This is a genomic window from Novosphingobium sp. Leaf2 (assembly GCF_001421325.1).
Classification (GTDB): Bacteria; Pseudomonadota; Alphaproteobacteria; order Sphingomonadales; family Sphingomonadaceae; genus Novosphingobium.
Window position 1 is genome coordinate 35,618 of the sequence record NZ_LMJY01000020.1, and the last position, 18,769, is coordinate 54,386.

At 64.5% G+C, this 18,769-nt stretch carries 22 protein-coding genes and 1 other RNA gene; 12 read left to right on the top strand and 11 right to left on the bottom strand.

The genetic code is table 11. The features are described from left to right. Genes ASE49_RS15575 through mmsB form a run of 3 tightly spaced genes read left to right on the top strand, consistent with a single transcriptional unit; the run spans position 1 to position 2,697 of the window. Entirely contained in the window at positions 1–1,044 is a 1,044-nt protein-coding gene (locus ASE49_RS15575; RefSeq protein ID WP_056774606.1) for an enoyl-CoA hydratase/isomerase family protein, read from the top strand. Further along, the gene (locus ASE49_RS15580) at positions 1,041–1,823 is read left to right on the top strand and encodes an enoyl-CoA hydratase-related protein (protein ID WP_056774609.1); all 783 of its coding nucleotides are present in this window, start codon (positions 1,041–1,043) and stop codon (positions 1,821–1,823) included. The genes ASE49_RS15575 and ASE49_RS15580 overlap by 4 nt, the downstream gene beginning before the upstream one ends. A 4-nt stretch (positions 1,824–1,827) precedes the next feature. After that, complete coding sequence (gene mmsB / locus ASE49_RS15585; protein ID WP_056774612.1) at positions 1,828–2,697, top strand: 3-hydroxyisobutyrate dehydrogenase; 870 nt, start codon at positions 1,828–1,830, stop codon at positions 2,695–2,697. Here mmsB and ASE49_RS15590 read toward each other — a convergent pair. The 5 genes from ASE49_RS15590 to ASE49_RS15610 are packed head-to-tail and all read right to left on the bottom strand — an operon-like array spanning position 2,684 to position 5,545. Next, positions 2,684–2,887, bottom strand: coding sequence for a hypothetical protein (locus ASE49_RS15590; protein WP_056774614.1), 204 nt, complete (start codon positions 2,885–2,887; stop codon positions 2,684–2,686). The genes mmsB and ASE49_RS15590 overlap by 14 nt on opposite strands. Position 2,888: 1 nt before the next feature. Further along, positions 2,889–3,392, bottom strand: a complete 504-nt coding sequence (locus ASE49_RS15595; RefSeq protein ID WP_056774927.1) for an NUDIX hydrolase — start codon at positions 3,390–3,392, stop codon at positions 2,889–2,891. A 41-nt stretch (positions 3,393–3,433) separates the two neighbouring features. After that, positions 3,434–4,117 (bottom strand): TPM domain-containing protein, encoded by a 684-nt coding sequence (locus tag ASE49_RS15600; RefSeq protein WP_056774617.1) that lies wholly within the window; start codon positions 4,115–4,117, stop codon positions 3,434–3,436. Between the two features lies 1 nt (position 4,118). After that, positions 4,119–4,937, bottom strand: coding sequence for a TPM domain-containing protein (locus ASE49_RS15605; protein WP_056774620.1), 819 nt, complete (start codon positions 4,935–4,937; stop codon positions 4,119–4,121). Positions 4,938–4,942: 5 nt separating this feature from the next. Further along, complete coding sequence (locus ASE49_RS15610) at positions 4,943–5,545, bottom strand: LemA family protein (protein ID WP_056774623.1); 603 nt, start codon at positions 5,543–5,545, stop codon at positions 4,943–4,945. 186 nt (positions 5,546–5,731) lie between these two features. Between ASE49_RS15610 and mscL the strand changes: the two genes are divergently transcribed. Continuing rightward, positions 5,732–6,196 carry a large conductance mechanosensitive channel protein MscL gene (gene mscL, locus ASE49_RS15615; RefSeq protein WP_056774626.1) on the top strand — a complete coding sequence of 155 codons (465 nt, stop codon included), beginning with the start codon at positions 5,732–5,734 and terminating at the stop codon, positions 6,194–6,196. Between the two features lie 27 nt (positions 6,197–6,223). Continuing rightward, positions 6,224–6,590, top strand: a transfer-messenger RNA (tmRNA) gene (gene ssrA, locus ASE49_RS17920). A 59-nt stretch (positions 6,591–6,649) separates the two neighbouring features. On the opposite strand, the gene ASE49_RS15620 is transcribed toward ssrA, so the two are convergent. Beyond that, positions 6,650–6,916 (bottom strand): hypothetical protein, encoded by a 267-nt coding sequence (locus ASE49_RS15620; RefSeq protein WP_056774929.1) that lies wholly within the window; start codon positions 6,914–6,916, stop codon positions 6,650–6,652. 234 nt (positions 6,917–7,150) lie between these two features. On the opposite strand from ASE49_RS15620, the gene ASE49_RS15625 reads away from it, so the two are divergent. Next, positions 7,151–7,480 carry a PilZ domain-containing protein gene (locus ASE49_RS15625; protein WP_235523015.1) on the top strand — a complete coding sequence of 110 codons (330 nt, stop codon included), beginning with the start codon at positions 7,151–7,153 and terminating at the stop codon, positions 7,478–7,480. A 12-nt stretch (positions 7,481–7,492) separates the two neighbouring features. Here the strand turns inward: ASE49_RS15625 and rsmA are convergent, their stop codons facing one another. The 4 genes from rsmA to ASE49_RS15645 all read right to left on the bottom strand — a co-directional run bounded on the left by rsmA (position 7,493) and on the right by ASE49_RS15645 (position 13,280). Further along, complete coding sequence (gene rsmA / locus ASE49_RS15630) at positions 7,493–8,320, bottom strand: 16S rRNA (adenine(1518)-N(6)/adenine(1519)-N(6))-dimethyltransferase RsmA (protein WP_056774930.1); 828 nt, start codon at positions 8,318–8,320, stop codon at positions 7,493–7,495. Continuing rightward, a complete protein-coding gene (pdxA, locus tag ASE49_RS15635) occupies positions 8,317–9,336 on the bottom strand; it encodes a 4-hydroxythreonine-4-phosphate dehydrogenase PdxA (protein WP_056774631.1) in 1,020 nt (339 codons plus the stop codon). Before pdxA ends, rsmA begins: the two co-directional genes overlap by 4 nt. Positions 9,337–9,344: 8 nt before the next feature. Next, positions 9,345–10,643 carry a peptidylprolyl isomerase gene (locus tag ASE49_RS15640; protein WP_156370353.1) on the bottom strand — a complete coding sequence of 433 codons (1,299 nt, stop codon included), beginning with the start codon at positions 10,641–10,643 and terminating at the stop codon, positions 9,345–9,347. A 300-nt stretch (positions 10,644–10,943) separates the two neighbouring features. Next, a complete protein-coding gene (locus ASE49_RS15645) occupies positions 10,944–13,280 on the bottom strand; it encodes an LPS-assembly protein LptD (protein WP_056774635.1) in 2,337 nt (778 codons plus the stop codon). A 95-nt stretch (positions 13,281–13,375) separates the two neighbouring features. Between ASE49_RS15645 and ASE49_RS15650 the strand changes: the two genes are divergently transcribed. The 5 genes from ASE49_RS15650 (at position 13,376) to ASE49_RS18850 (ending at position 16,486) form a co-directional block, all read left to right on the top strand. Then, positions 13,376–14,839 (top strand): leucyl aminopeptidase, encoded by a 1,464-nt coding sequence (locus ASE49_RS15650; protein WP_056774637.1) that lies wholly within the window; start codon positions 13,376–13,378, stop codon positions 14,837–14,839. Between the two features lie 5 nt (positions 14,840–14,844). Further along, entirely contained in the window at positions 14,845–15,003 is a 159-nt protein-coding gene (locus tag ASE49_RS17925) for a DUF2256 domain-containing protein (RefSeq protein WP_082456517.1), read from the top strand. Next, positions 15,000–15,437, top strand: coding sequence for a DNA polymerase III subunit chi (locus ASE49_RS15655; protein WP_056774639.1), 438 nt, complete (start codon positions 15,000–15,002; stop codon positions 15,435–15,437). The genes ASE49_RS17925 and ASE49_RS15655 overlap by 4 nt, the downstream gene beginning before the upstream one ends. Before the next feature lie 363 nt (positions 15,438–15,800). Beyond that, a complete protein-coding gene (gene ndk / locus ASE49_RS15660) occupies positions 15,801–16,223 on the top strand; it encodes a nucleoside-diphosphate kinase (protein WP_056774642.1) in 423 nt (140 codons plus the stop codon). Between the two features lie 128 nt (positions 16,224–16,351). Continuing rightward, complete coding sequence (locus ASE49_RS18850; protein WP_268778256.1) at positions 16,352–16,486, top strand: hypothetical protein; 135 nt, start codon at positions 16,352–16,354, stop codon at positions 16,484–16,486. Positions 16,487–16,511: 25 nt separating this feature from the next. Here ASE49_RS18850 and ASE49_RS15665 read toward each other — a convergent pair whose 3' ends face one another. After that, on the bottom strand, positions 16,512–17,171 hold the full coding sequence (locus ASE49_RS15665; protein WP_056774646.1) for an RBBP9/YdeN family alpha/beta hydrolase: 660 nt from the start codon (positions 17,169–17,171) through the stop codon (positions 16,512–16,514). Positions 17,172–17,361: 190 nt separating this feature from the next. Between ASE49_RS15665 and gor the strand changes: the two genes are divergently transcribed. After that, positions 17,362–18,708, top strand: coding sequence for a glutathione-disulfide reductase (gor, locus tag ASE49_RS15670; protein WP_056774934.1), 1,347 nt, complete (start codon positions 17,362–17,364; stop codon positions 18,706–18,708). Positions 18,709–18,769: the final 61 nt, after the last annotated feature.

Sequence of the window (18,769 nt, forward strand, 5' to 3'; positions counted from 1 at the left end):
ATGACTGACGAAGTGCTGTTCCGGCGCGAGGGTGTGGCGGGCGTCACCTCGCTCAACCGTCCCAAGGCCATCCACGCCCTGACGCTGGCGATGTGCGAGGCGATGACAGCGCAACTGGCTGCCTGGGCTGACGACGCGGCGATCAAGGTTGTCCTGATCGGCCATGCCGAAGGCCGGGGGTTCTGCTCGGGCGGCGACATCAATCTGCTGCGCCATTCGGCTTTGACGGATGGTGGCGCAGCGGGGAAGCGGTTCTTCTTTGAGGAGTACCGCCTCAACGACCTGCTGTTCAACTACACCAAGCCCGTGGTCGCTTTCATGGACGGGATCACCATGGGCGGCGGCGTGGGCATTTCGCAGCCGGCGAAATACCGCGTCGCAACGCCGGCCACCCGCTTCGCCATGCCGGAAACCGGCATTGGCCTGTTCCCCGACGTCGGCGGCGGCTGGTATCTGTCGCGGCTTGAAGGCCACGTGGGGCAATATCTGGCGCTGACCGGAGCGCGCCTCGATGGTGCCGAATGCCTTTGGGCGGGCCTGGCCACGCACTATCTGCCGGCCGAGGCGCTGGCGGAGGCGAAAGCGCGGATCGCCAAGGGCGAGAGTGCGGACACTGTGCTGCCGGACCTGTCGGTGGTTCCCCCAGATCCGAAGATTGCAGCCCATGCAGCAGATATCCGCCGCCATTTCAGCTTCGATACCCTTGAGCAGGTTCTGGCGTCGCTGGAAGCTGACAGTTCGCAGTGGGCGGCCAGCCAGCTTGCGACGCTGCGTTCTAAAAGCCCGCAGGCCTGCAAAGTCGCCTTACGCCAGCTCGCGCAATCGCAAAAGCTGGACACCTTCACGCAGAACATGGCGATGGAATATCGCATCGGCAGCCGGGTGCTGGTCCTTCCCGATTTCGCCGAAGGCGTGCGTGCGGTGATCGTGGACAAAGACAACGCGCCGCGCTGGAACCCTGCCACCCCCGATGGCGTGACTGACGAGATGGTGGACGCGATCTTCGCGCCGCTTGCCCCTGCAGAGGAATGGAAACCGCTATGAGCTACGAGACGATCCTTGTTGACCGAAAAGGGCCGGTAACCCTCTTTACGCTTAACCGGCCGCAAGCGCTCAACGCCCTCAACAGCACCGTGCTCGCCGAACTGATCGAGGCATTCGCCGCGTTCGAGGCCGATCCGGAGCAGCGCTGCGCGGTGATCACCGGTTCGGGCGAAAAGGCGTTCGCTGCCGGAGCAGACATCAAGGAAATGTCCGACAAGCCGGGCGCTGCCTTCTATGCGGAAGATTTTTTCGTTGGCTGGACGAGCCGCATCGTCAAGACCACGCGCAAGCCCTGGATTGCCGCAGTCAACGGGTTTGCGCTGGGCGGCGGGTGCGAGCTGGCGATGATGGCGGACTTCATTATCGCGTCTGAAAACGCCAAATTCGGGCAGCCTGAAATCAAGCTGGGCGTAGCGCCCGGCATGGGCGGATCGCAGCGGCTGGCCCGCGCGGTGGGCAAGTCCAAGGCGATGGACATGTGTCTGACCGGGCGCATGATGGACGCGGCGGAGGCCGAGCGAGCGGGCCTCGTCAGCCAGGTCGTCCCGCTCGATGCGTTGCTGGACACCGCGCTCAAGTCTGCTGCCACGATTGCCGGCATGCCCCCGCTGGCGGCGATGATGAACAAGGAAATGGTCAACCTGGCGTTCGAGACGACGCTGGATACCGGCCTGATCGTCGAACGTCGCATGTTCCAAGTGCTGACCGGCACCGAAGACCGGGCGGAAGGCATGGCTGCATTCGTAGAAAAGCGCCCGGGCGTGTGGAAAGGCAAGTAACACCATGAAGATCGCATTCATCGGGCTTGGCAACATGGGCGGCGGCATGGCCGCGAACCTGGTCAAAGCCGGGCACGAAGTCCACGCGTTCGATTTGTCCGCCGATGCGCTGGCCAAGGCTACGGAACACGGCTGCCAGACGCACACCGCCGTTCCCGATGCGGTGGCCGGCGTTGATGCCGTCGTTACGATGCTGCCCAACGGCGGGATCGTGAAGGCGGTGTACACGTCAGACGTGATCGGCAAGGCGCCAGCAGGCGCGCTGTTCCTCGATTGCTCTACGATCGACGTTGAAACCGCGCGCGAAGTGGCCGATCTTGCGCGCCAGGGCGGCTACGAGATGGTCGATGCGCCCGTTTCCGGCGGCATCGCGGCGGCCAATGGCGGTACGCTCACGTTCATGGTCGGTGGTCCGCAGGCCGTGTTCGACAAGGCGCGCGCGGTACTCGATCCGATGGCCAAGGCGGTCATCCACGCCGGCGAAAGCGGCGCGGGGCAGGTGGCCAAGATGTGCAACAACATGCTGCTGGCGATCCACATGATCGGCACGTGCGAAGCACTGGCGATGGCGCAGAAAGCCGGGCTGGATCCGCAGAAGTTCTATGAAATCAGCTCGAAATCTACCGGCTATTGCTGGTCGCTGAATGACTACACTCCGGCACCGGGTATCGGCGCGGCAAGCCCGGCGGACAACGACTACGCGGGAGGCTTCGCGTCTGCGCTGATGCTCAAGGATCTGCGCCTTGCGATGGCCGGCGCGAGCGGGGCAGGGGCCACGGTGCCACTGGGCGAGCACGCGACCAAAATCTACGAAACTTTCGTGGAGGCCGGTAACGGCGGCAAGGACTTCGGGGCGATCTTTACGACGCTGTGATCGCAGCGCGCCGGGCCTGTTCGAACCGGGGCAGTTTCATGCCTTTGGTTCGGCCGGTGAGGTGAAAGTGCCGGCACAGTTCGCAGCGATAGCTGCGTAATGGGAATGGCGCTTTGGCCGCAACGGCCAGGGCGTCCACCTCGTCGGTAAAGCGCGCCTTGCGGCGGCACACACCTGGCTTGGTGCGCATCTTAAGCAACCAGAGAAGGGCCGAGCAGCGCCAGCATCTTGACGTCCATCGCATAACCCCGCTCGCGCCACGTGGCGACGCAATCCACTAATCCCGCCAACGCGACCCGGTGGACTATTATATCCTCACCGTCCACGCCGCCGCCCTTGCTAACTTTTTCAAGCTGGGTGGCGCGAAACAAGCTGAAGCTTTCGCTCACCATGCCCGGGGAGGAGTGGAATTCCCCGATCCGCTCGATCTTGCCGGCGCGGTAGCCGGTTTCCTCCTCCAGTTCGCGCGCAGCGGCGATCGCGGCATCCTCGCCGGATTTGCCATCGTCGTCACCGACGAGCCCGGCGGGCAGTTCGATGGTGCGGCAACCCAGCGGCACGCGAAACTGTTCGACGAGAATGACGTTAGCCTCGTCGTCGATCGCAAGGATTACCGCCGCCTGGATGCCGCGCGCGCGGCCCACATATTCCCATCGACCCCGGCGTTTGGCGGTGATGAAGCGACCCTGCCACATCACTTCTTCGGGCTTGTCGGCATCGTAATGATCGGGAAGGGTCACAGTTCAATCAACCTGTCGGGCAGTTCGTTCACATCGCCCTCATGCCGGGGAACGTGCAGCGCCAGAATCGCGCCGACTTTGCCAACGCCGGCGACCATCGCGTCGGCAATGCGGTCATCGGCCAAGTGGGCCACCATCGCGGCCACGGTGTCGTGCCAGACACCGGGTTCCACCTTGCTGGCGATGGCGTCGTCAGCGATCACCTCCACCCGCCGCTCGCGGATCGAGATATAGATCAGCGTGCCGGTGCGCCCGGCAGTGCGCGCCTCGGCGCCGATATGGAACGCCTGCATGGCGCGGCCTCGTACGCGGGCTGTCCGCACGGGGCCGGGGATCAGGAAGAACTTGAGCGGATCCCACATCTGCAACAGCAGCATCGCGCCAAACTTGATCGCCGCCACCCCCAGGGCCAGCAGGAACAGCAGGCGCGGGGTCCATTCGTGCCCCCAGTCCGCCAGCAGGTGTTCGTACAGGCCCATGTAGAAATCGGGCAGCAGCGCCAGCGCCGCCAGGCCCAGGAAGGCGACCAGCGCTGACCAGGCGAGCGCCACGTCGGTATATCCGTCCGAACGCTCGGCCAGGATCGTCACGATTTCGCCGGAGCTCAGCGTTTCCGCCCCCGCCACGGCTGCGCGGATGCGTTCATGGTCGTGCGTGGAAAGGCGTTTCGTTACTGCCATGCTACCAGCTCCCGCTTGCGCCGCCGCCGCCGAAGCTGCCGCCACCACCGGAGAAGCCGCCTCCGCCTCCGCCTCCGCCGCCGCCCCAGCCGCCACCGCCGCCCCATCCGCCATGGTCATCGTCGTCATCGCCGCCGCCGAAACCGGGCATCCAGATGAACGGCAGGCCGAAACCGCCGCCACGTCCGCCCACCGCGCGCAGGATCGGCAGTACAACGAAGAAGATGATGAACAGGATGAAGATGACCGTACCGATCGACAAGTCGCCGCCGTCGCCCTTGCGCATCTGCGCGTCGGCCTGCGCCGCCACCTTCTGCGCCTGGTCCGGCGGCAGGGTAAGCTGCTTGATCAGCGCGTCAGTGCCCGCAGCGATGCCGCCCGGAATGTCGCCGGCCTTGAACCGCGGCAGGATCTGCCCGTTGATGATCAGGAAGCTCATGCCATCGGTGATGGTGCCTTCAAGGCCGTAGCCAACCTCTATGCGGACCTTGCGCTCTTTGGGTGCGACCAGCAGGATCGCGCCGTCGTTGCGGCCCTTGTCGCCGATGCCCCAGGCCCGGGCCAGCTTGTAGCCATAATCGGAAATCTCGTAGCCTTGCAGGTCCGGGACCGTCACCACCACCAGTTGGCGCTGGGACTGCTTTTCCAGTGCTTCCAGCTTCTGGGTAAGCTGCGCTTTTTCGGGGTCGGGGATGACGTTGGCAGCATCCACCACCCGCCCGGTCAGCTGCGGAAATGTCTGCGCCCACGCCTGTGGCCCGGCGAACAGCGCGCACAGGGCCAATAGGGCGGCAAGGGCGACGGCCCGGGTGCGGGCCATCGGGATCAGAGCTTACCCGTGAGGTCCGGGGCCTTTTCGGCGCCGGGCGTGACGGATTTGTACAGCACCATCGGCTGGGCGCCGCGCAGCCGCGCGCCGATCATCGAGGGGAAGGTGCGCACGTCCGTGTTATAATCCTGCACCGCGCCGTTGTAATCGCGGATCGCCACGCGGATACGGTTCTCCTGACCCTCCAGCTGGCTTTGCAGCATCTGGTAGTTCTGGTTCGACTTGACCTCCGGGTAGGCTTCCACGCTGGCGAGCAGGCGGCCGATGTTGGCGCCCAAGTTGGCCTGCGCTTGCTGGAACTGCGCCATCTTCTGCGGATCGTTAAGGTCATTGGCAGTGACCTGCACCGAGGTAGCCTTGGCGCGCGCTTCGGTGACGCCGACCAGAATGCCTTTTTCCTGCTCCGCCGCGCCTTTGGCCACGGCCGCCAGATTGGGCACGAGATTCGCGCGTTCCTGGAAAGCGGCTTCCACGTCAGCCCACTTGGCCTTGGCGGCTTCCTGCTTGGTCGGCACGGAGTTGAAACCGCAGGCGGCGAGCGACAGGGCCATGCCCATGGCGAGCGTATTGCGGCCAAGGCGGGCGTTGAACAGCGTCATCGACTTCGATCCTCCAGTGCACACCGGCTGCGCCGGCATCATCCATGTCGATAGATAGCGCACCCCGGCCCTTGATCAAGCGGTGCCTGCAACACAGCACGTGAAATGCAAGCCAACAAATGTTTGAGGGGAGAGATTTCCTATGGCAAACAACACCCAACAGCCACGGCAGGAAAGAGCAAGCGGATGCCCCTGATCGACGAGTTCAAGAAGTTTATCGCCCGCGGCAACGTGCTGGACCTCGCGGTCGGTGTGATGATCGGTGCGGCCTTTGGCAAGATTGTCACTTCGCTGACCGAAAACGTCATCATGCCGGTGATCGGCTGGCTCTTCGGCGACATCGACTTTTCGACGTATTTCGTGCGACTTGGCGCCATTCCGGCGACGTATAAAGGTAGTCTGACAGACTATGCCTCGCTGAAGGCGGCGGGCGTGGCGATGATCGGCTACGGCGAATTCATCACCCAGGTGGTGAACTTCCTGATCGTAGCGCTGGTGCTGTTCCTGCTGGTGCGCTCGATCAACAAGATGATCGAAAAGGTACAGCGCCAGCAGAAGGAAGCGGACGCTGCCGTCGTCGCACCGGTCGATCCCCAGCTTGCCACGCTCAAGGAAATCCTTGAGGAAATGCGCCGCACCAAGGCCGTCTAAACCTTTGCGGACAACCGCTTGGTATCGCCTCTTCACATCCGGCGCGAAGCCTCTATATGAGGTTTCGCCGGCTTTGGCCGGATATGATGATAAATTGCGCCGTGCAATAGATGCAGCGGACCCGGGGGCGGTACCCGGCGGCTCCACCATCACCCGTCCCTTCTCGCAAGGGGCTACCCTGTTGTCGCAGGGGTGATGACGGGGCCGAACTAGGATCGACGTGTGTTGAAAAGCGGTGTTTTCATCCGGGCTGAGTAACCCGTTCAAGGCTCAAAACTCATAAGTGCCAACGACAACGAAGCACTTGCTCTCGCGGCGTAATTCTAGGGCCTAACGGCCTGAAGTTACAAAGTCAGAACACGGTTGGGCCCACCGGGTAACAGAAGGGATTCCAGGGGCCCGGGGTGAGCCTGTCAACAGAATCGCCCCACCTTTCCGCATTCGTCGGCCATATCAGGCGGCGGCTTTGCGTGGCGCGTCTGCTGCATCCGACTTTTGCGCCAACGCAGCCTTTTCGTACTTGATGCAGTCCAGGATCTTGGCGCCAGCCATGAACACCGCGCCGGTGCAGGCCAGAAACAGCAGCTTGCCGCCAAAGCCGGGGAACCGGGTCAGGTAAACGCTGCCGCGCTCCACCGCGCCAAGAGCCAGTGCGTAGATGATCATGTACGCTTCCCAGTTGGTCTTGATGACGAACAGCCGCGCAATCTTGCCGAGCATTTCCATCCCTTTGTGCCGATCGCCCAAAACGGCGCCGATAGCAGGCGGCGGTTGAAGCCAACTGTAGCGGTTAACGAATGCCTGAATGTAAGGGTTTCCGACGTAGGCTGTAAATCCAGGATAACACCCGGGCTGTCCCGCAACGCGACACAAATTTAACCGCATATTAGGTATTTGACGTGAAAATTCGCCCGTTCAGGCGGGGGCGATTGCATGTTCATTCACAGGCAGCGGATGGAACCACGCACGGTGCTGGCGATCCAGTCCACCGTGCATTTCGACGGACACGCGGTACAAGCGACGCTTGCCAATGCATCCTCGCGCGGGGTGCTGGCGCTGTTCCCGTCACCGCCGCAGCGTGGAACGGCGGTCGCGGTGGAGATCGGCGGGCGCGTCCTGCACGGTCAGGTCCGCTGGCGCAGTTCGGACCGGTGTGGTCTGGCGTTCAAGGATGTGCTGGATATCGAGGCACTGGCCGAAGTTGAAGGGCCGGCTGTGCAAAAAGTCGATGCGCGTCTGGTCCGGCGCAGTGGCATGGACATACTGCGCAGCCTTTTGCGCTAACGAAGCGCAGCGTCAGGGTTTCACGCTAAGCACCTTTGCGATGGCCACGAATTCGTCCACCGACAAGGTTTCGGCCCGGCGCTGCGGATCAATGCCCAGGCTCGTCAGCGCATCGAGCGCACCGGCCACGCCTTTCAGACTTTGCCGCAGCATCTTCCGGCGCTGCCCGAACGCCGCTTCGCTCACTCGCTCCAGCACCCGCATCGAGACACCCGCAGGCGCTTGCGCCGGCTCGACGTGGATGATCGCGGACATGACCTTGGGTGGGGGGGTAAAGGCGCTGCGGTGCACTTTCATCGCCAGGCGGGGGTGAGCGCGCCACTGCGCCAGCACCGCAAGCCGGCCGAAAGCGGATGTGTCTGGCTCCGCCACGATGCGGCGGGCGACTTCCTCCTGGAACATCAGCGTAAGCGAAGACCAGCGCGGTGGCCACGCCTCTCCAGATAGCCAGCCGACGAACAGGGCAGTGCCCACGTTGTAGGGCAGGTTGGCGACGATGTGATACGGGCCCGCGAACAAGGTGGCCGGATCGATCTTCATCGCGTCACCCTCGATCACCGTCAGTTTGCCCGGGAACGCCGCTTCCAGTTCGGCTAGCGCAGGCAGGCAACGGCGATCCATTTCGATCGCGGTGACGGTAGCGCCGGCGCGCAGCAGCGCCCGGGTCAGGCCGCCCGGGCCGGGGCCAACCTCCAGTACGTCGTGGCCGTCCAGCGAGCCGGGAATGGCGGCGATGCGATCCAGCAGGTGTTCGTCTAGCAGGAAGTTCTGGCCCAGCGCCTTCGAGGCGGAAAGCCCGTGGCGCGCAATGACTTCGCGAAGGGGCGGCAGCGCGCTCATGCGGCCCGGCGCGCCGCGCATTCACCGGCCATGCGCAGCGCCGCGATCATCGCCCCGGCGCTTGCCGTGCCAGTGCCCGCGATGCCGAACGCGGTGCCATGATCGGGCGAGGTGCGCACGATGGGCAGCCCCAGCGTGACATTCACGCCCTGGTCGAAATCCAGCGTCTTGATCGGGATCAGCGCCTGATCGTGATACATGCACAGCGCCACATCATAGCGTGCGCGCTCATGCGCCGCGAACAGCGCGTCGGCAGGGTGCGGGCCGGTCACGCATAGTCCTTGCGCTCGGAGCGCCGCGATCGCCGGGGCAATGATGTCGCGGTCTTCGGTGCCCATCCGTCCGTCCTCGCCGGCATGAGGGTTGAGGCCTGTCACGGCGATGCGCGCGTTCGGCAGGCCGAAATCGCGTGCCAGTGCGCGCGCTATGATCCGCGCCTTGCGCACGATCAGGTCATGACTGATGAGGCCCGGAACCGCCGCAAGCGCGGCATGGACCGTCAGCGGAACCGTGCGCAGGGAAGGGCCGGCCAGCATCATCACCGCATCGTCGTGGGCAACCCCGCAGGCATCGGCCAGGAACTCGGTCTGGCCGGGCTGGGTAAAACCGATCTGGGCGAGCCGGGACTTGGCCACCGGACCGGTGACGACCGCCCCGGCGCTGCCGCCCAGCGCCAACTCCACGGCGCGTTGAAGCGAGTGAAGTGCCAGCGCCGCGCCGTCTCGCGACGGTGATCCGGGGCAGGGCGCGCAATCCTCGGAGCCCAGAACCGGAAGCGATTTTCCGAACTCTGCGGCGGCTTGCGACGGATCCGAAATCACCGTGACGGGCAGCGCGATCCCGAGCGTGGAGGCCGCCGCCTGCAAGACGCCCGCACCGCCGACGACGAAGAACGGGGCGAGGGCCTGACCTTCCCGCTCAAACCAGGCCCGCGCAATCACTTCCGGCGCGATGCCGGCCGGGTCGCCGAGCGATACCGCAAGCGGCGCGCCGGGCAGCGGAGCCGCCACCGTCATGTCACCGCTCAGTTGTATTCGATGACGGCATCGCGGCGCAGATCGCGCAGATAGGTTTGCGCGCGCTTGTTGACGCGATCGTCTTCAAGCTGGGACTGCAGCTGCTCGAAGCTGGGGCCATCGGACGCTTGCGCATCGTCGCGACCGCACAGCATCAGGATGCGCAACCCATCCTCCAGCGAGCCGAACGGAGGCAGCGTTTCGCCGGGCGACAGCTTGAGCACGGATTGCTGGATCTGGGCGGGAAGATCGCGCGCCTTGACCTGATCATTGGTGACCACCTGTGCCCCAATGCCTTGGGCGACCTTGTCTACATCGCCGCAGCCCTTGGCTTTCTTGATGGCGGCGGAGAACGCTTCGGCGCGCTTGCTCGCGTCAGCTTCGGACAGACCCTTGGGGAAGGGCAACGAGATCTGCTTGAGCGCCAGCACCGCATCGCGCGGATCGGCGGTGAGGACTTGGCGCTTGTCGATGAGGTACAGGATGTCAAACCCGCCGGGCACTTCGATCGGGCCGACGAGCTGACCGGTCTGCAGATCGCGCGCGGCAGTTTGTAGTTCCGGCGGCAGCTGGGCCAGGCGCACCCAACCCAGGTCGCCGCCAACCGACGCGGTCGACGCTTCGGAGTATTGGCGGGCATAGGCCACGAAGCTGCCGCCCTGGCGAAGCTGCTGCATGATCTTGGTGGCGTTCTGGAACACCTGCGGGCGGGCATCGGGCGCTGCCGAAAGGTAGATTTCGCCCAGCCGATATTCCTCGGTGCCCTTCGCTGCCTTGAGGCGCGCCAGCACATCGTTCACTTCATCGTCGGAAACGTTGATGAACGGTTGGACCTTGCGCTGCAACAGGCGCTGCCATGACAACTCGCCACGGATTTGGCGCTTGAGCGATTCGGGCGAAGATCCCACGCGGCGCAAATAGGCGTCCATCGCGCTGGTGTTCTGGCCGAAGTTCTGCGACGCCACCCGGGCGTATGACTGGTCCACCTCGGCATCGCTGACGGCGACGTCGGCAGCCTTGGCTTCCTGGATCTGCAGGGTTTCATCGATGAGATTGCGCAGGATCTGCAGGCGCAGGCGCTTCATCTCCTCCTCGTCGATCTTGCCCTGGTTGGCGGCGACAAGAAGCGCGAGGCGCTGATCGACATCGGTGCCGGTGATGACATCGCCGTTAACCACCGCCGTGGCGCGGCGCATGTTGGGATCGTCATTGCCGAAAATCTTGACGTTGTCAGGAATGACGATGTCGCCCTGGACCGGCGGAGGCGCCGGCGCTTCGGACTGGGCGCCGGCGACAGAGCCGCACATCGCCGCCGAGAACGTAGCCAGGCCGCTAACGCAAAAGGCCGCGCGGGCTAGCAGGCTGCTGCGCCGGAACCTGTTATTGACTGCTTGCACCGTGATCTCAATCCCGTCTTCGACCAGCCCGCAGGCCGGAAAATTCCTGTGCATATGGTCCGCCAAGACCACCTGCTGCATCGTACCTGCGCACCTGCCCGGCGGCGGCTTAACGGAAAATGAGCGCAGCCGATAGCGGCTTTGCAAAACCCCGCCCATGTTTCCGCCGCGTATCCTCTGCCGCACGCTTTTTGCCGCGAGCTCCAAGGCTCAATGGTTGCCGACGTTCTTGAGGCTGAAATTGAGGGCGAACGAGTTGCCGGCCCGCACATCGCCCAAAGCCACATAGTCGCGCCGCCACGTGACCGAGATCTGCAGGCAGTCGTCCTCGTAGCCGAAGCCCACGCGGGTGCGCAGCGGCTGGAAACCGTTGGACCCGTTGATCGGGTCTTCCTGCTTGCTGGTCATGTTGACCACGGCAGACCCGAACATCGACCAGTATTTCGCGAACGCCAGACGCCCCGCAGCGCGCAATTCCTCGCGATCCTGCAGATCCTCGATGTCCGGCGAGATGTTGCGGTTCAGCTTGGTATAGCCGACTTCCAGATAGCTGCGGGTGTTGCCGATCACCGCGTCGAATTCGTTGCGTCGGACCGCGAGGGTGTCCTTGTCCACCCGGAAGCGGTGAATAAAGTTGATGAAATCGCGGTACCGGATTTCGGTGCGCCCGACGATGTCGGACGCCTTGCCCGCGATGCCGGTGCCGTCCGGGATCACTGACGTGGCCTTGGTCAGGCGGACGGACTGGCCGACCGTGGTCTTCACCCGCCAGCGGGCGGCTTCGAACTGCCAGTCGAAGCCGTACGTCACGCGCACCCCGTCCTCGATCCGGTCGTAGCCGGGGAAGCGGTTGAGCGCGAACAGGTTGCCTGTATCGAGCTCCAGCGCGCGCGAATCCTCGTTCGGGATGTCGAAGTTGTTGGTCCGGGGCGTGGCGACCAGCTGGATGCGCGGGGTGAGCACCTGGGTGCCGCCGAATGCCTGACCCACCAGCGCCCACTTCACGTCAACCGCCGCAGTGGCCACCGCCCGGGTCTGCCAGCCGGGCAGACCTTGGTACAACACCGTGGAGGTCGCCTCGTTGTCGTCCGAGTGATAGACGTCGCCGCGCACCAGCCCGGTGAAGGTGATCTCCTGGCCCCATTGCGTCAGGCGGCGCAGCGACCATTGGCCGGAGGCGAAGGCGCGCTGGGTATCCTGACCATCGGTGCGGGTAATGCCCAGCGAGTTGACCTGGATTTCGAACTTGCCGCCCAGCAGCGGATCATCGATCCGGCGGCGATAATCGAGCACCGGCAGCGCGATGGGTATCTGCCCCTGGGTGCGGTCCGCCACCATCGTTTGCGTGGCGTAGCCCGCCAGCGAGAAGTAGCTGTCCTGATCGATCCGCTCCACGTCGATCATGGAGCGCAGACGGTCGTCGCGGCTGATGTCGTACCGGCGCAGGAATGTGCGGTCGGTGGCCCGCCGGATCGAGGCCGTCACGCTCCAGTTGTCGTCCAGCTGGAAGCGGCCATTGGCGAAGATATAGCCGCGAAACGCGCGCGTGCCGTTGGGAAGTTCGACGTCCGTCCCGTCGGTAAGCGGGATCTTGCTGCTGGAGGTAGCGTAGCCGGTGATCTGGTACGCGCCCTTGTCGGTCAGCGCGCGGTACTGAATCTGGGCCATCGGTGCGGCCCGCGTAAACGCCGAAAGGGTCCCGGTCAGGTCGCGGTTCTCGGCGATCTTCCAGTAGTAGGACTGCGCGATCTCGATGCCGTTGGACGGGCTGGACTTGATATCCGGCACCAGGAACCCGGACACCGACTTGCCATCGGTGCTGATCGTCAGGCCCAGCAGCGGAATCTGCACCACGCCGAACAGTTCGATTCGCGCGTCCTTGAAACGCACGCGCTTCTGTTCGTCGGAGTAGATCACCTGCTTGGCGATGATGCGCCAGGTCGGCTTCTTGGGGCAGTTGTCCTCGTCCGTCACCTCGCAGCCGGTGTACGCGGCCTGGTTGAGGATGACGTCACCGTTGGCGATCCGCTCGCCCTTCAGGGCTGCAAGCCGCCCGCCTTCGCGGATGACGAGAAGCAGGTTCTCCATCATCCCGGTCTTGAGCTGGTCGGTCAGCTCGACCTGCTCGGTGTACAGCTGGTTGCCGTCCTGATCGACCATGCGCACGTTGCCGTCGGCCAGGATCTTGCCGGTTTTGCGGTTCCAGGTGACCTTGTCTGCCCGCACGGACTGCGGCTGCCCGGACTCGTCGCGGCGGCGCAGCACGACGTTGCCGGTGGCGGTGACGAGTTCGGCGTTCTGGTCGTACTGGACGTCGTTCGCTTCGAAAGCGACCGGTTCGGTGTCGCCGGTGGCGGCAGGCGGCGTGGCCGGCGCACCGGCGATCGGGCCGGTATCCACCGGACGCGACAGGTCTTGCGCCAGCGCGGTGTGCGGGAGCGCAAATGAGGATATCGCGACGGCAAGCGCGCACAGCGAAAGGTTTGGCAAGCGGCGGTCCGTAAGGCGGGTCGGGGCTTGCAGGGTTGTCTGCGCGGCTGGGAGCATGGCTTGCCTATCGCACCGCCTGTGCCTAACTGCAATCCAGTGATGCGGCGAAGCGCACAAGATCGCGGTTTCGCGGCCAGAATCCAGGAGAATCCATGAAAATCCAGTTCCTTGGCGCGGCCGAATTGCCCAGCGCCCCCCTGATCGTCCACCTCGTCGATCAGGACGCCATCCCCGCCGACATGGAAACCGCGCTGGTCGAAGGTGCAAAACGTGCGCGTTTCACCGGCAAGGCGGGTCAGGTTTTCGACGGATTCGTGGAGCGTTCGGGCACTGTCGTGCGTGTGGCGCTGGCGGGGCTGGGCGAGGCATCGGCCAAGGATCGCCGCAGCAATGTCGAGCGGGCGGGCGGCGCCATCGTCGCGCGGTTCCTGACCAGCGGCGAGACCGCGCTGACCATCGATGGCAGCGGCGTTTCGCTAACCGCGCAGGAGGCAGCCGGCGCGCTGCTGGGCGCAGTGCTGCGTGGCTGGCGTTATGACACCTACCGCACCAAGCTGGCTGACGACGCCAGGCCGACGCTGGAGGACATCACCTTCGTCGGCGCGCCGGAAGGCACCGAAGCGCTCTGGCAGGTGGAGCAGGCGATCGTGCAGGGCGTGTCACTCACCCGCGAACTGGTGACCGAACCGGCGAACATCATCTACCCCGAAAGCTTCGTCGAACGCTGCAAGGCGCGCATGGAAGGCGCGGGCCTCAAGCTGCGCGTGCTGGACGAGGCGGAGATGCGCGGCCTTGGCATGGGTGCGCTGCTGGGTGTGGCGCAAGGCTCGGTGCGGCCCGCCCGCATTCTGGTCATGGAATGGCTGGGCGGCGCGAACGGCGAAAAGCCTGTCGCCTTCGTCGGCAAGGGGGTGACGTTCGATACCGGCGGCATCTCGATCAAGCCGGCCGCCGGCATGGAAGACATGAAGTGGGACATGGGCGGCGCCGGCGCGGTGGCCGGGACCATGCTCGCGCTCGCGCTGCGCAAGGCGAAAGCCAACGTGATCGGGGTGTGCGGGCTGGTCGAGAACATGCCGGACGGCAATGCCCAGCGCCCCGGCGACGTGGTGACGTCGATGTCCGGCCAGACGATCGAGGTCATCAATACCGATGCGGAAGGGCGGCTGGTGTTGTGCGATGCGCTGACGTTCGTGCAGCGCGAATATGCGCCTGCCCGGATCGTCGACCTTGCCACGCTGACCGGCGCGATCATCGTCAGTCTGGCGCATGAATATGCCGGAATGTTCTCCAACGACGATGCGCTGGTGGCGGATCTCAACGCGGCTGGCGATGCCACCGGCGAGCGGCTGTGGCGCATGCCGATGGGCCCGGCATATGACAAGATGATCGACAGCCCGATCGCCGATATCCGCAACGTCGGGCCGCGCTCCGGCGGATCGATCACGGCGGCGCAGTTCCTGCTGCGCTTCATCGAGAACGGCACGCCCTGGGCGCACTTGGACATTGCCGGCACGGTGTGGACGGACAAGCCGGGCGCGACCTGGGAGAAGGGCGCATCGGGCTTCGGCGTGCGCCTGCTCGACCGCTTCGTGCGCGACACTCTGGAAGGCTGAGCGCGATGCCCCGCATGCGGCGCAAGGCGGATCTGCCCGAAAAGATCTGCGCCGCATGCGCCCTGCCGTTTTCCTGGCGCAAGAAGTGGGAGCGGGACTGGGACAACGTGCGCTACTGTTCGGAACGGTGCCGCAGGGCAGGCGCGGGGGGTAAGCCAGCGTGAGAGTGGACTTCTACCAGCTCAGCCGCGATCCGGCCGAAACCGCGCTGCCGCTGATCGCGCGCAAGGTGGTGTCGGATGGCGGGCGGCTGCTCGTCGTGTCGGGCGATGCCGAGCAGCGCGAGCGTATCTCACGCGGGTTGTGGTCGCTCGCGCCCGAGGCTTTCCTGGCGCACGGGCAGGCGGGCGAGGGGCACGAGGAGCATCAGCCGATCCTGCTTTCGGAAACGCCCGATCCCGTGAACGGCGCGGCCTTTCTGGCGATCGCGGACGGGCAGTGGCGCGAAGGGCCAACGCCTTTTGCGCGCACGTTCTATCTGTTCGACGATGCCGCAGTGGAGCAGGCACGCGGCGTGTGGCGCGATCTGCGCGCGCGTGCCGGAGTCGAGCATTTCTACTGGAAGCAGGAGGGAGGCCGTTGGGTGCAGGCGGGCTAGGCGGCGTGGACAAATTCCGCAACGCCACGATTTGCCTGTACAGGGCCCCGGCAAGGCGCGATGCCGAAGGAAGAGCGGGCCTCTTTCAAGGCGGAGCAACGCTGCCGGGGCCCTGTACAGGCAAACCCCGAAGGGGCTGGACCAAAAGCCGCCACTTCCGCGTCGGCTCGGCTCGAAATATCGACATATTCCATCACCTCTCCTCCTTGAACTGACGGCTTTTGCCTCCAGTCGTGGCGCTGCGGAATTTGTCCACGCCGCCTAGGGCTCCAGGGCTTTCGTTCGGCCCGGCTTGCCGGTTTGCGCAAACCCCGCTAGGGGCCCGCGCAACAGCAGTTTCCCTTTCTTGCAAGGACACGTCCCATGGCGGTTACCCGCACCTTTTCGATCATCAAGCCTGACGCGACCCGCCGCAACCTGACCGGTGGCGTCACCAAGCTGCTGGAAGATGCGGGCCTGCGTGTCGTTGCGTCCAAGCGCATCCAGTTGACTAGGGAACAGGCCGAGGGCTTCTACGCCGTCCACAAGGAACGCCCGTTCTTCAACGACCTGGTGTCGTTCATGATCTCCGGCCCCGTGGTGGTCCAGGTGCTCGAAGGCGAAGACGCGGTAAAGCGCAACCGCGATGTGATGGGCGCCACCAACCCGGCAGACGCTGCCGAGGGCACCATCCGCAAGACCTTCGCGGAATCGATCGAGGCCAACTCGGTCCACGGATCGGACTCGGACGAAAACGCGGCGATTGAAATCGCCTACTTCTTCAAGCCGGAAGAAATCGTCGGGTAACGCCGCCGATTAACTCTTGTTCATACCGAGGAAGGTCGCCGATTTCGGCGGCCTTTTTCTTTGGCGAAACCGCGACGGCCCTTTATCGCGCAAGCCGAATCCAGACAGGCCGGACAAGGAGCCCCGCGATGGGAAAGACGATCATCATTGCCGCCTGCCTTTCTTTCCTGGCCGCGATTCTGACGGCGCACGCAGCCAGATCCGGTGGCGCCAGCCAAGCCGGCCGGCCGATGAGCGCACTGGCAGCTACCTGGTCAAACTAGGCGCGCGGTACCAACGGGCGGCAGGTCAGCCGTGCAGGCGCACCCGGGGCTTGCGCTGCGGCGCAGCGGGCGCGGGGCTAGGATCGTTGATCGTCACGCTGCCGGATGCCAGGTGCGCCAGCAGGCGCTTGCCGTCATCCCAGCTGCCCAGATGCGAATCGGCATTGATGTGGCCCAAAGCGCCCGCATGCACGAACGTGCTTCCCCACTGATCCGCCAGGCGCTGCGACGTGGCAAAACCCATCCAGGGATCGTTGCTGCTGGCCACCAGCATGGAGGGGAAGGGCAGCGGCGTCTGCGGCGTGGGCGCGAAGCTGGTGAGCCGCTCGTCGCGTGGAAAGAAATCGACTTCCGGCGGCGCGACCAGCAGCGCGCCCAGCACGCGGTTTTCGGGCTGCTCGAACTTGGCCCACCATGCGGTGAGGATGCAGCCCAGGCTGTGGGCGACGAGGATTACGGGCCGCGTTCCGGCACGGTGGACGGCCAGGTTCAGCCGGTTGATCCACGTGTTGCGGTGCGGATTGTCCCACGTGACGAGTTCGACGACCTCACAGTTGTCGAACTCCTGCGCCCAGCGGCGCTGCCAGTGGCCGGGGCCGCTGCCGTCAAGGCCGGGGATCAGCAGGATCAGCGGATCTTCGTTATCAGCAGCGGTGGTCAGGCTTGTAGGGAACGAATGCGCCATGGGTCATCTCCCGATCTGAGGCCTTGAATATAACTCTACTCCATCGGTTGACAATAGGGTTGCGGCGGACTGTTCATCGCTCGGGGCGATTGGAAAAGCGCGATGGATGCCACCGCCGGTCATAGCAATCGGCCCTGCCATGGCCCATATGCCGCTCCATCCCGATCAGACTACGCCGGAGCATTTTTTCATGGCCGACTACGATTACGACCTTTTCACCATCGGCGCCGGTTCGGGCGGGGTTCGGGCCAGCCGCGTCGCGGCGGCGTATGGCGCGCGCGTAGCGGTGGCAGAGGAGTTCCGGGTCGGCGGTACGTGCGTGATCCGCGGCTGCGTGCCCAAGAAGATGCTGGTTTACGGCGCGCACTTTGCCGAGGATCTTGAAGACGCCAAGCGTTTCGGCTGGGACGTGGGCGAATGCACGTTCGATTGGGTGAAACTGCGCGATAACGTGCTGGGCGACGTGGATCGCCTGAACGGGCTGTATACCCAGACGCTTGAGAACAACGCGGTGGAGATTTTCCACGAGCGTGCGACGATCACCGGCCCCAACGAAGTCACGCTGGCAAACGGGGAGAAAAAGACCGCCAAGTATATCCTGATTGCTACCGGTGCGCGTCCGTCGGTACCGTCATGCCCGGGGCACGAACTGGGCATCACCTCTAACGAGGCCTTCCACCTCGATGCCATCCCCAGGCGGGTGCTGATCGCCGGTGCCGGTTACATCGCCAACGAGTTTGCCGGGATTTTCCACCAGTTCGGCGCCCGGGTCACGCTCATCAACCGCTCGGACACGCTGCTGCGTGGATACGACGAAAGCGTGCGGGACCGCCTGCTGCAGATTTCGCTGACCAAGGGCATCGATTTCCGCTTCAACGCGGCGTTCGAAAAGATCGAAAAGCAGGACGATGGCTGCCTGCGCGTGTTCATGAGCAACCATGACCCGCTGGACGTGGATTGCGTGATGTTCGCCACAGGGCGCGTGCCGAACATCGAAGGCCTGGGGCTGGATACCGTGGGCGTCGAACTGAACGAGCGTGGCGGTATCGCCGTCGACGAACATTCGCGCACCAATGTGGAAAGCATCTATGCGGTAGGCGACGTGACCGACCGGGTGCAACTGACCCCGGTCGCCATTCGCGAAGGGCAGGCGTTTGCCGATACGGTGTTCGGCAACAAGCCGACCACGGTGGATTACGGGTGCATCCCCTCCGCCGTGTTCAGCCATCCGCCGATCGCCGCCGTCGGTCTCACCGAAGCACAGGCGACGCAAAAGTACGGTAGCGTGAAAGTGTACACGAGCGATTTTCGCCCCATGAAGAACGTGGTGGCGCACCGTAACGAACGCTCGCTCTACAAGATGGTGTGCGAAGCGCAGACCGAGCGGATTCTGGGTATTCACCTGATCGGTCCGGACGCGCCGGAGATCATGCAGGCGGCTGCGGTGGCGGTGAAGGCGGGGCTTACCAAGCACGACTTCGACGCGACGGTTGCGATTCATCCGACCATGGCGGAGGAAATGGTGCTGCTGAAATGAACCGCATACGTCCAAGGCATCGTGATACGGATGGATGACGTAAACCAACCACAAACTGTTT